Raw genomic sequence first — 12,296 nt, forward strand, 5'->3', positions numbered from 1 at the left:
GAAAACAGAAATAACTTTTAATTATCAATATATTACTACACATGCTGCCGCCGCCATGAAAATGCAAAAACCAGCCTTTTTCCGCGCGTCCGTCGCCCCGCGGTAAGGGTACCCATCCAGGAGGACCCGCGATGATCGGGGCGTTTCATCAACGTCATGCGTTATGCCGGATTAACTGCGTACGTAATACGTATGCACATCCCGGACAGGAACAGCCAGAATCGCGCCGCTGACGTTGTTTTTGTGGTTATCCCCCTGCCATGAGTCATCGCAATGGTTTTATGCGTCCTGCGTTGCGCTGGTGGGCTTTTCCACCATTGGTGGGAAACATGGCACCACATCCACCAGCTTAAACGCGCTTCACCTTCCCGTTATCAGTCGCCACAATTACGGCATTGTTTTCCCATCCTCTGGAGGCCATGACAATGACCGAAGCCGAAATGCTCAAAATGATTCGCCAGATTGCCGGGATCAGACCACCAGCAGGCAAACAGGAGGCCACGCAGCCGGACAGCGTTATCGCTGAGAACTATGCGCGTGTGGTGGCTGAGGTGATGCGCCGTGACGGTATTGAGCTTAACGGAGTGGATATGCGCGACATACGCACCAGGGTACTCGAGTTATTGGCCTACCGTCGCCGCGTGCAGATGTACCGGGAGAGCGAGAAAAAGACTTACCAGTGGAAGAAGCCGGAGCGGTTACGGCGGTAACCAGTTGATAAAAAGGCTCCTCAATTTTGAGGAGGGTAGCTGGTGGCTGGCAGAATGTAAATTTACATTCTGGTGATTTAATCATCTGATTTACCCGATGGCTTACCTTACCAGGCCATAGCGGATTACCGTGCAATGCGCACCATCGCCACCAATACGCACATCAAAACGTGGCTCACGGACTTTCACACGCTCCAGCAACTTATCACGAACCATAGCGTTTAGCGTCCTTCGTGTTGCCTCTATGTGATATCGCTGATATTCGGAACCATAGAGCAGCACTGTAACACCACGAACATCAAAAGGTGGATCTCCAGCCTCCACCCGCACCCAATCGCGATACTCAGGTTTGTAGAGTTCAAGGATCTGTTTTTTGTGCCTGGTCATTCTCATGCGTGCAACTCCTTATTGTGGGACAGTACTGTCATACAATAAGCTATGCGGAAAATTATCAAAAGAACAGAAACCAACCATTCAGATTTAACAGGTATCAATGGGATTATGCTTATGGTGCATGATGACAAAGCGGAAGAACTGGAAGCGAAAGGTTTATGGCGACGGGCGGCTAATCGCTGGGGTGAGTTACTGAAACAGGCGGCAAGTGATGAAGCGCGTCAGTATGTAACGGAACGACGAACGGCATGCATCCGGAAGGCAACCATAACCCGGGAACCGGAAAGAGACCTGATTTGTGCCATAAGAACCGCCGCCACAAAAACACTAACGGACATGGGGATCGACCTGAAAAAAGAAGATCCACTGCGGGGCATTCAGCACGGGCATACAAAGCAGGATAAACGCAGGAAGTAAATTTTTTCGTGTAACCAGGCAACCGACTATCTGAAAGATAGTCACACCCTACCGGGGTCACGCTAGTAACGCACAACAGAGTGACCGATAGCCACCCTGTTCAACCGTTCCGGCTGGCTGGGCAGATTTTGCGCGGGTCTTATAGTCCCTCACAACAGAGTAAATAAAATTGACTTGGTTACAGAGTAACCAAACCGGAGATTCCCGGTTTGCTCAAAAAATGACAATGAGTTACGCCCCCTAACCTAAGTAATCCTTACATTCACTGCATCATCACCATGATGGTGACGCAGCCCACCAGCAACCATAACGATTTCCGTTACAGTTGATGTGCTTTTTTGCTGGTAAGGCGTAACCCATTGATTGTTCCAGAATCCCCCATTGGGGGAAGCTGAAAAACTCACCCACCAGATTCTGAATGGTGAAAATCACCGCGCCGCTTCATGTGTCCATTTTCCCGAAACAGGAAAACCCGTTTTCGGGAGAAGGTGCGATCATGTTCGTCATACCTGTTCCGTTGAAACGGAATACCCCATTCCGGCGTAGCTGGTGGACGCACAGCCACATACAACTAACTTTGCGCGTCAGTATTGCTGACCCGCAAACAACAACCAGGCAACAGAACGTTACCCGATTCAGCCGTTCGGTGGCATCACTGGACCCACTTTCCTGATGCGTTTGCGGGTTATTTGGGGGGTGTTTGCGGGTTATTTTGAATGTCTTGCGGGTTACGTTTTGGCTAACATTTAAACACCCCATTTTTCAACACATTGATATTAAAGAATAAAAAATACTTTGCACGCGAAGATAACCCGCTAACCCGCATAACCCGCACTGTTTTGTATATATATACGAAAAATTGCATTCAGGAGGGGGGATCGGAATCCCTACAACCCATTGCTTATGGGACCGCCCGCCTCGTCAAATTCTTACACCCGCGAAATTAAAAAAATGCGTCGCGCTGGTGGGCATGATGCCGATATGGTGAGCCACATACCGGAAATATCCACCAGCACGGCAACGGCAGAATAGCCACAACACAGAAAACCCACGAATATGGGGTTTTTGTTATGGCATGGGCCTGATGCCGATACCGGGATCTCGGTATCGGTTTATCCGTGATCATCCACCAGCCTCATTTGGAACTATGCAAATCTGCATAGAACAAACATCCACCAGCTTGATCATGGATAACCGGGAAATAATAACGGTTAAAGCGTGTTGATCTTTGTTCGTGGTTGTTCGATATTGTTCGTGAAACGGTGTAGTTAATGGTGTAGTTAATTTCGCTGTTTTTGACGGGCTTATTATTTTTAATGCGTTGAAAATTAAAATCTAATTTACTAAATGCTATAAATGATAGTTATCTATCATGTGGAGTAGATTGGTCAGGCAAATAAGCTCTTGTCAGCGGCAGGGCGTTCTGCCGATAACCGTAACCGAAGATGATAACTGACAATGGGTAAAACGAACGACTGGCTGGACTTTGATCAACTGGCGGAAGAAAAAGTTCGCGACGCGCTAAAACCGCCATCTATGTATAAAGTGATATTAGTCAATGATGATTACACTCCGATGGAGTTTGTTATTGACGTGTTACAAAAATTCTTTTCTTATGATGTAGAACGTGCAACGCAATTGATGCTCGCTGTTCACTACCAGGGGAAGGCCATTTGCGGAGTCTTTACCGCCGAGGTTGCAGAAACCAAAGTGGCGATGGTGAACAAGTACGCGAGGGAGAATGAGCATCCATTGCTGTGTACGCTAGAAAAAGCCTGAATGCAGGCATAAAAATTGGGGGAGGTGCCTATGCTCAATCAAGAACTGGAACTCAGTTTAAATATGGCTTTCGCCAGAGCGCGCGAGCACCGTCATGAGTTTATGACCGTCGAGCACTTGTTACTGGCGCTGCTCAGTAACCCATCTGCCCGGGAGGCGCTGGAAGCGTGTTCCGTGGATTTGGTTGCGCTCCGTCAGGAACTGGAAGCCTTTATTGAACAAACCACACCCGTTCTGCCTGCCAGTGAAGAGGAGCGCGACACACAGCCAACGCTGAGTTTTCAGCGTGTACTGCAACGTGCGGTCTTCCATGTCCAGTCCTCCGGTCGCAATGAGGTTACCGGTGCAAACGTTCTGGTCGCTATCTTTAGCGAACAGGAGTCGCAGGCGGCATATCTGTTGCGCAAACATGAAGTCAGCCGTCTCGATGTGGTGAACTTTATCTCTCATGGCACGCGTAAAGACGAGCCGACACAGTCTTCTGATCCTGGCAGCCAGCCAAACAGCGAAGAACAAGCTGGTGGGGAGGAACGTATGGAGAATTTCACGACGAACCTGAATCAGCTTGCGCGTGTGGGCGGAATCGACCCACTGATTGGTCGTGAGAAGGAGCTGGAGCGTGCTATTCAGGTTCTCTGCCGTCGCCGTAAAAACAACCCGCTGCTGGTGGGGGAATCCGGTGTCGGCAAAACCGCGATTGCGGAAGGTCTTGCCTGGCGAATTGTACAGGGCGATGTGCCGGAAGTGATGGCTGACTGTACGATTTACTCTCTCGATATCGGTTCTCTGTTAGCGGGCACAAAATATCGCGGCGACTTTGAAAAACGTTTTAAAGCGTTGCTCAAGCAGCTGGAGCAGGACACTAACAGCATCCTGTTTATTGATGAGATCCACACCATTATCGGTGCGGGTGCAGCCTCTGGTGGTCAGGTTGATGCGGCTAACCTGATCAAACCGTTGCTCTCAAGCGGTAAAATTCGCGTAATTGGTTCGACAACCTATCAGGAGTTCAGCAACATTTTCGAGAAAGACCGTGCTCTGGCGCGTCGCTTCCAGAAAATTGATATTACTGAACCGTCGATCGAAGAAACCGTACAGATCATCAACGGCCTGAAACCGAAGTACGAAGCGCACCATGACGTGCGTTATACCGCAAAAGCGGTGCGTGCAGCGGTAGAGCTGGCGGTGAAATACATTAACGATCGTCATCTGCCGGATAAAGCCATTGACGTTATCGACGAAGCGGGCGCTCGCGCACGCCTGATGCCGGTAAGCAAACGCAAGAAAACCGTTAATGTGGCGGATATTGAGTCCGTGGTGGCCCGTATTGCGCGCATTCCAGAGAAGAGTGTTTCTCAGAGTGACCGCGATACCCTGAAAAACCTCAGCGATCGCCTGAAAATGCTGGTCTTCGGTCAGGATAAAGCCATTGAGGCGCTGACTGAAGCCATTAAGATGGCGCGTGCAGGTTTAGGTCACGAACATAAACCAGTCGGTTCGTTCCTGTTTGCCGGCCCTACCGGGGTCGGGAAAACAGAGGTGACGGTACAGCTTTCGAAAGCTTTGGGCATTGAGCTTCTGCGCTTTGATATGTCCGAGTATATGGAACGCCATACCGTCAGCCGTCTGATTGGTGCGCCTCCGGGATACGTTGGTTTTGATCAGGGCGGTTTGCTGACTGATGCGGTCATCAAGCATCCTCATGCGGTGCTGCTGCTGGACGAAATCGAGAAAGCGCACCCGGACGTGTTCAATATTCTGTTGCAGGTGATGGACAACGGTACGCTGACCGATAACAACGGACGCAAAGCGGACTTCCGTAACGTGGTGCTGGTGATGACCACTAATGCCGGGGTACGGGAAACTGAGCGTAAATCCATTGGTCTTATCCACCAGGATAACAGCACCGATGCGATGGAAGAGATCAAGAAGATCTTTACACCGGAATTCCGTAACCGTCTCGACAACATTATCTGGTTCGATCATCTCTCCACCGACGTGATCCATCAGGTAGTGGATAAATTCATCGTCGAGTTGCAGGTTCAGTTGGATCAGAAAGGTGTTTCTCTGGAAGTGAGCCAGGAAGCGCGTAACTGGCTGGCCGAGAAAGGTTACGACCGGGCAATGGGCGCACGTCCGATGGCGCGTGTCATCCAGGACAACCTGAAAAAACCGCTCGCCAACGAACTGTTGTTTGGTTCGCTGGTGGACGGCGGTCAGGTGACGGTTGCGCTGGATAAAGAGAAAAATGAGCTGACTTACGGATTTCAGAGTGCACAAAAGCACAAGGCGGAAGCAGCGCATTAATCTAATTGTTAGGTAGGTTGGTGAAGTCCGTAATCTCGAAAGAGGTTACGGACTTTTTATTTATGGGGTGGAGGAGGTTCAGACCCTTTTTTTGATGATGATGGTAAGTTGTTGATAAGTAGTGCAGCTGAAAGGTAAGGATAAAAAAGGGGGGGCAGCAGGAAAATGAGATGGTTTTGCTTTATTAACAACGGGCTAGACGTGTAGTATTTGAGTTCACTGCCGTACAGGCAGCTTAGAAAGCCAACCGAAAGGAAAACTCGATTTTTATACCGTTCACTGCCGTACAGGCAGATAAAATGCGAAAAAAAAGCCCGTACTTTCGTACGAGCTCTTCTTCAAATATGGCGGTGAGGGGGGGATTCGAACCCCCGATACGTTGCCGTATACACACTTTCCAGGCGTGCTCCTTCAGCCACTCGGACACCTCACCAAATTGTTTTGCTGCCTGACCTCATGGGGGGGCAACGGGGCGCTACTATAGGGAGTTGGAGTAAAACGGTCAAGAAGAATTTTACTGACAATTCTCGTTTGCTCATACTGTAAACAAGTTGTGCAGTATATCTACATCGAGACAAGTTATGTACTTATACTTCCAGCGTTCTTCGTACAAAATAAAAAGGCCGGTTAAACCGACCTTTTACTCGTTCTTTCTCTTCGCCCATCAGGCGGTAAAACAATCAGCGACTACGGAAGACAATGCGGCCTTTGCTCAGGTCGTACGGGGTCAGCTCAACAGTCACTTTGTCGCCCGTCAGGATGCGGATGTAGTTTTTACGCATTTTACCGGAGATGTGTGCAGTAACCACGTGACCGTTTTCTAACTCTACGCGGAACATGGTGTTAGGCAACGTTTCAAGAACGGTACCTTGCATTTCAATATTGTCTTCTTTGGCCATCTAATCCTCTGGGGTATCACTACCGTAATTTGAACCGGCAAGATAATGCCGAAGTTCTGTAAATAAGTAAAGATTTGCGCGCTAAATCGCAACAAACAGGTTCGGCACATTACTCCGAAAACACACGGCTAAGCCGCACCAAAAGCGCAACGTATAAGGGAGCGGTGAGATAAACGATGGGCGTTACCTGACGCGAAAAATTCCTTATCGGCAGCGGGGTAATGAGCGTAACCAACTCTGCGACCGCAATTATAACACTCTGGGGAGAAAAGTGCCGAAAACATTCATTCTTGTGGTGAAAACAAGCACCGTGGTACCCAGAAATTATTCGGCAATCGTCCGAGGCGCATTTGATTGAGATAATTTAGATAATCCCGGCGGGGAATTTCGCAGGCACCAAGCGAAGCTGTGTGATCGTTAAGGACCTGGCAGTCGATAAGTTTGCCACCGTGACGGATAAATTCCTCACAGAAGACCAGTAGCGCCGTTTTGGACGCGTTTTCCATCCGGCTGAACATGGACTCGCCACAAAATAGCGTTCCCTGGGCCACGCCGTACATACCGCCAACAAGCTCATCTTCACACCAGACTTCGATGGAGTGGGCATGACCGAGTTCGTGAAGACGATGGTAGGCTTCGACCACGCCACGCGTGATCCAGGTTCCTTCTTCGCGATCGCTGGCACAGCCTTCAATGACCTGACCAAAGGCGTAATTCATCGTGACACGATAGGGCGAGCGTTTATGAAATCGCTTCATACTACGGCTGATATGCAGTGATTCTGGCCATAGCACCGCGCGAGGATCGGGCGACCACCAGAGGATGGGGTCGCCTGGAGAAAACCACGGAAAAATACCACGCTGGTAAGCCATTAACAGGCGCGCAGGGCTAAGATCGCCCCCCAGTGCCAGCAGGCCGTTAGGCTCACGTAATGCGCCTTCCGGGGAAGGGAAGGCTATTGAATGGCGAGAAAGCTGAACCAGGCGCATGACCGCAAAACTCCACGCAAGTCGGATCGTTCAATAATAGCTTACAAACCCTGCTTAAACTGGTAATAACGCCCCTGTCTGGCAAGCAGTTCTGCGTGAGTACCTTGCTCAATAATTTGCCCGTTGTCCATCACTATTATTTGCTGGAAACGAGAGAGCCCGCGAAGTCGATGGGTGACCATTAACACCGTTTTCTCACGCATCATTTCTGCAAGTAATTCAAGGATCTGACTTTCAGTTGTGGCATCTAAGCCTTCGGTAGGTTCATCCAGCAATACCAGTGGCGCATCATGTAACAGCGCACGGGCGATAGCCAGACGGCGCAGTTCACCACCGGAGAGCTGGCGTCCGCCTTCACCTAACCAACTGTTGAGACCTGCATCCTCGAGCAGCTTCTCCAGACCAACTCGACGCAAGATCTCCGCCAAAACTTCATCACTACTGCCAGGGGAGGCGAGTAACAGATTATCACGCAGCGTGGCGCTAAACAGATGCACTCGCTGAGGAACAACGCTGATGGTCTGTCGTAGAGTCGCTTCATTCAGGCTGGCTATGGGGCTATCGTTAAGCAAAATCTCGCCCTGTTGCGGGTCCCATGCGCGGGTCAGCAGTTGTAACAGTGTTGATTTGCCGCATCCGGTTCGCCCGAGAATCGCCATATGTTCTCCGGCGTTTACCTGAAGAGAAATCCCTTTAAGTGCCTGTTGGGACTGCTCCGGATAAGTGAACTGAACATCCCGTAACGTCAGCGAAACACGATCGGCAACATGGGTTTGGGTATCAGGGAAGGTGACTTCCGGTTTTTGATCCGTTAAATCAGTGATCCGTACGGCAGAGGCAATGACTTGCCCCAGATGCTGAAATGCACCCGTTACCGGTGCCAGTGCTTCAAACGCGGCTAACGCACAGAAGACAAACAGGGCAATTAACGCGCCTGGTTGAGTATTGCCACCAACGCCGCCAGACGCCATCCACAGCATCAGGATCACCGCTAACGCGCCAATTAACAGCATTATTGCTTGCGACAAAGCTGTCAGTTCAGATTGACGGCGTTGCGCTTCCAGCCACTGAATTTCAGTATTCTCTAATTGCGTGCGATAACGATCGCTGGCACCAAAAATGGTCAGCTCAGCTTGCCCTTGCAGCCAGGCTGTCAGTTGTTGGCGATACTGCCCGCGAAGATGAGTCAGATTTTGCCCGGTGCTTTTTCCCGCACGATAAAACAGCGGTGGCATCAGCAAAAGCGTCAGTAACATAATGCCGCCCAGCGTAAAGGCGAGGGTGAAATCAAGGAAACTTAACCCGATTGTCACCACCATAATCACCACAAAAGCGCCCACCAGCGGCGAGATAACGCGCAGGTAAAGATGATCGAGCGTATCAACATCCGCCACCACGCGGTTGAGCAATTCGCCCTGACGATAGCGCGCCAGTCCGGCAGGGGAGAGGGGGAGCAATTTGCTGAAGGTGTAAATACGCAGATGCTGCAACACGCGGAAAGTCGCGTCGTGACTTACCAGACGTTCAAAATAGCGCCCGGCAGTACGGGTGATTGCTGCACCACGCACGCCCGCAGCGGGTAGCATATAGTTGAAGCTGTACAGTCCGGCAACCCCCGCTACCGCTGAGGCCGAGAGGAACCAGCCGGAAAGTGTCAACAGACCGATACTGGCGAGCAGCGTGACAATTGCCAGCACAATACCAAGACTTAACATCCATTTATGACGTTTATACAGTGCCAGATAGGGTAGCAAAGCGCGCATTTAAATCTCCTCCTGACGATGGGCCAGCAATGTGGCGAAAGGACCACCAGCCACGCTTAATTCCGCGTAACGTCCTTGCTCGATAATCTGACCATCCTGCATTACCCAAATGACATCCCAGTCAGCAAGATCTTCTAACTGGTGGGTGACCATTAACGTTGTCTGGTGCAGAGAGGCGGCATTCAGCGCCTCCATTACGCGCTGTTCACTGTGAGCATCAAGGCTTGCTGCGGGTTCATCCAACAGTAATAGCGAACAGGGATTCAGTAATGCACGCGCCACCGCCACACGTTGTGCCTGGCCTACGGAAAGGCGGGCAGCCTGGTCGCCAACAGGCGTATCAACTCCTTGTGGCAGGAGCGGTAGAAACTCACTGACCCACGCGTTATCCAGTGCTGTTTGTAACTCTTGTTCGCTGGCATCAGGTCGTGCCAGCAGTACGTTATCTCGTAGTGTTGCTGCTGGTAATTGTGGATTTTGACCAACCCAGGAGAGATGCTTACGCCATGATTCCGGTGATAAATCACGTAATTCTATTCCGTTGATTCGTAGCGATCCCTGATATGAAAGAAAACCGGAAAGCGCATTCAGTAGTGAGCTTTTACCTGAACCGCTACGACCAACCAACACCGCTCGTTGGCCTGCTGGCAAAGTAAAGTTCAACGGACCTGCCAGCGTTTTACCTTCCGGCGACGTGATAAACAGATCCTCGGCCTCAATGGTCACCGGATCGGTCGACGTTAATTCAGCCTCACCGCGCTGCGGATGGGCGAGCGGGGTTTCCATAAACGTTTTCAGACTGTCCGCCGCGCCAACAGCCTGGGCTTTAGCATGATAAAACGTACCCAGATCGCGCAATGGCTGGAAAAACTCCGGCGCAAGGATCAGGGCCAGAAAACCCGCAGCTAGCGTCACGCCAGTATCGTAGTGACCAAAATTCAGCTCACCGAGATAGGAGAAACCAAAATAGACCGCCACCAGAGCAATCGACAGCGAGGTAAAGAATTCCAGAATGCCGGAGGATAAAAACGCCAGCCGTAGCACTTCCATTGTCCGTTGGCGGAAATCTTCCGAAGCAGAACGAATACTTTCAATTTCAGCTTCGCCACGACCAAAAATACGCAATGTTTCCATGCCGCGCAGGCGATCAAGAAAATGCCCACTTAAGCGAGCAAGAGCGAGAAAGTTACGTCGGTTAGCATCGGCAGCCCCCATTCCAACCAGCGCCATAAACAACGGAATTAACGGAGCAGTGCCCAGCAGAATGAGCGCCGCAGCCCAGTTAGAGGGGAAGATAGCCACCACAATCAGCAACGGCACCGACACTGCCAGCGCCATTTGCGGCAGGTAGCGCGCATAGTAATCATGCATATCGTCAATTTGCTCGAGTACCAGCGTCGCCCAGCTCCCCGCCGGTTTACCCTGAATCCACGCTGGCCCTGCTTGTTGCAGACGGTCGAGAACCTGACGTCGGATGGCAAAGCGGATATGCTGCCCGGCGTGATAACCCACCCGTTCTCGTAACCAGACCACCCATGCGCGCAGTACAAAGGTCAGAACCAGTAACGTAAAGGGAAGCAGCAGGGCTTCACGGGGAATATTCTCCATAATCATATGTTGCAGAATTCGCGCCATGAACCAGGCCTGGGCAATGATCAATATGCCGCTCACAAAGCCCAGTAGACGAGAAATATTCAGCCAACGTTGGGAGATGACGCTTTGCTGTTTTAACCAGCGGGTTAACTCTTTTTGACGGGATTTATTCATTGCACGCTTAGCAGGTGAGTTATCAGAATTATTTGCAGAGCAATGTTACAACGGGGAAAAAATAAAGGCGACCCATAGTCGCATGGTGTCGCCTTCTTTACTTTTGTTACTGATTTGTAAAATTATTTTGCGTCAGCTAAACCATCGAGGTAGCGTTCCGCATCAAGTGCCGCCATGCAGCCTGTACCGGCCGAGGTAATAGCCTGGCGATAAATATGATCCATCACGTCGCCTGCGGCAAATACGCCAGGGATGCTGGTCTGGGTGGCATTACCATGAATACCCGACTGCACTTTGATATAGCCGTTTTCCAGTTCCAGCTGCCCTTCGAAAATAGCCGTGTTCGGGCTGTGGCCGATAGCCACAAACAGACCGGCAACGTCGAGTGACTCGATGTTATCGCTGTTTTGTGTATCGCGCAGACGAACGCCAGTGACGCCCATCTGATCGCCGGTCACTTCTTCCAGCGTACGGTTGGTGTGCAGAATGATGTTGCCGTTTTCCACTTTATCCATCAGACGTTTAATGAGGATTTTTTCTGCGCGGAAACTGTCACGACGGTGGATAAGATGCACTTCCGAAGCGATGTTAGACAGATACAGCGCCTCTTCAACCGCGGTATTGCCGCCGCCGATGACCGCAACTTTCTGGTTACGATAGAAGAAACCATCGCAGGTTGCACAAGCAGAAACCCCACGCCCTTTAAAGGCTTCTTCAGACGGCAGGCCGAGATAGCGAGCAGAAGCTCCAGTGGCAATAATCAGCGCATCACAAGTGTATTCGCCGCTATCGCCAGTAAGACGGAACGGACGATTCTGCAAATCTACTTTGCTGATGTGATCAAAAATGATTTCAGTTTCAAATTTAGCGGCATGTTCGTGCATGCGCTCCATTAATAACGGACCGGTCAGATCGTTTGGATCGCCTGGCCAGTTTTCCACTTCCGTGGTGGTGGTCAGTTGGCCGCCTTTTTCCATGCCGGTAATCAGCACAGGTTGCAGGTTGGCGCGCGCCGCGTAGACAGCAGCGGTGTATCCCGCCGGGCCTGAACCCAGGATAAGCAGTTTACTGTGTTTGGTCGTGCCCATGAGATCCCCATAGTTGTTGGCAGACAATGGGCAGGATTGTAGGGAATTTACAGACGTAAAAAAAGAGTATGACGATTTTGTTAACAATTTGTGCAATCGGCAGTATCGATAAGTAGGTCAAACTCCCTCCGGCATTATCACCTCTGCTACTTAAATTTCCCGCGTTATAAGCCGATTAAATGAT

10 protein-coding genes and 1 tRNA gene are annotated in these 12,296 nt (G+C 50.6%); 4 read left to right on the forward strand and 7 right to left on the reverse strand.

Annotation, left to right across the window (positions count from 1 at the left end; all coding sequences use genetic code 11):
* The first annotated feature begins 425 nt into the window (after window positions 1–425).
* Entirely contained in the window at window positions 426–710 is a 285-nt protein-coding gene (locus tag QUE34_RS05275; RefSeq protein ID WP_021558664.1) for a hypothetical protein, read from the forward strand.
* Window positions 711–812: 102 nt separating this feature from the next.
* Here QUE34_RS05275 and QUE34_RS05280 read toward each other — a convergent pair whose 3' ends face one another.
* Window positions 813–1,103: a hypothetical protein gene (locus tag QUE34_RS05280; RefSeq protein ID WP_001243000.1), complete on the reverse strand. Its 291-nt coding sequence runs from the start codon at window positions 1,101–1,103 to the stop codon at window positions 813–815.
* A gap of 114 nt (window positions 1,104–1,217) precedes the next feature.
* On the opposite strand from QUE34_RS05280, the gene QUE34_RS05285 reads away from it, so the two are divergent.
* The 3 genes from QUE34_RS05285 to clpA all read left to right on the forward strand — a co-directional run bounded on the left by QUE34_RS05285 (window position 1,218) and on the right by clpA (window position 5,606).
* Window positions 1,218–1,520, forward strand: coding sequence for a PerC family transcriptional regulator (locus QUE34_RS05285; protein WP_021558663.1), 303 nt, complete (start codon window positions 1,218–1,220; stop codon window positions 1,518–1,520).
* Between the two features lie 1,458 nt (window positions 1,521–2,978).
* Entirely contained in the window at window positions 2,979–3,299 is a 321-nt protein-coding gene (clpS, locus tag QUE34_RS05290) for an ATP-dependent Clp protease adapter ClpS (protein ID WP_000520781.1), read from the forward strand.
* Between the two features lie 30 nt (window positions 3,300–3,329).
* On the forward strand, window positions 3,330–5,606 hold the full coding sequence (gene clpA / locus QUE34_RS05295) for an ATP-dependent Clp protease ATP-binding subunit ClpA (protein WP_000934050.1): 2,277 nt from the start codon (window positions 3,330–3,332) through the stop codon (window positions 5,604–5,606).
* A 345-nt stretch (window positions 5,607–5,951) separates the two neighbouring features.
* Here the strand turns inward: clpA and QUE34_RS05300 are convergent.
* The 6 genes from QUE34_RS05300 to trxB form a co-directional block, all read right to left on the reverse strand.
* Window positions 5,952–6,039 (reverse strand) — tRNA-Ser (locus QUE34_RS05300).
* A gap of 247 nt (window positions 6,040–6,286) precedes the next feature.
* On the reverse strand, window positions 6,287–6,505 hold the full coding sequence (gene infA, locus QUE34_RS05305) for a translation initiation factor IF-1 (RefSeq protein ID WP_001040187.1): 219 nt from the start codon (window positions 6,503–6,505) through the stop codon (window positions 6,287–6,289).
* A gap of 284 nt (window positions 6,506–6,789) precedes the next feature.
* Window positions 6,790–7,494 (reverse strand): leucyl/phenylalanyl-tRNA--protein transferase, encoded by a 705-nt coding sequence (aat, locus tag QUE34_RS05310; protein ID WP_032302788.1) that lies wholly within the window; start codon window positions 7,492–7,494, stop codon window positions 6,790–6,792.
* Window positions 7,495–7,535: 41 nt separating this feature from the next.
* Complete coding sequence (gene cydC / locus QUE34_RS05315; RefSeq protein ID WP_105268540.1) at window positions 7,536–9,257, reverse strand: heme ABC transporter ATP-binding protein/permease CydC; 1,722 nt, start codon at window positions 9,255–9,257, stop codon at window positions 7,536–7,538.
* Window positions 9,258–11,024: a heme ABC transporter permease/ATP-binding protein CydD gene (cydD, locus tag QUE34_RS05320; RefSeq protein WP_103253271.1), complete on the reverse strand. Its 1,767-nt coding sequence runs from the start codon at window positions 11,022–11,024 to the stop codon at window positions 9,258–9,260.
* Window positions 11,025–11,146: 122 nt separating this feature from the next.
* Window positions 11,147–12,112, reverse strand: a complete 966-nt coding sequence (gene trxB, locus QUE34_RS05325) for a thioredoxin-disulfide reductase (protein ID WP_000537408.1) — start codon at window positions 12,110–12,112, stop codon at window positions 11,147–11,149.
* Window positions 12,113–12,296: the final 184 nt, after the last annotated feature.

The sequence above is a fragment of the Escherichia sp. KS167_9B genome, assembly GCF_030295215.1.
Lineage (GTDB): Bacteria > Pseudomonadota > Gammaproteobacteria > Enterobacterales > Enterobacteriaceae > Escherichia > Escherichia coli_F.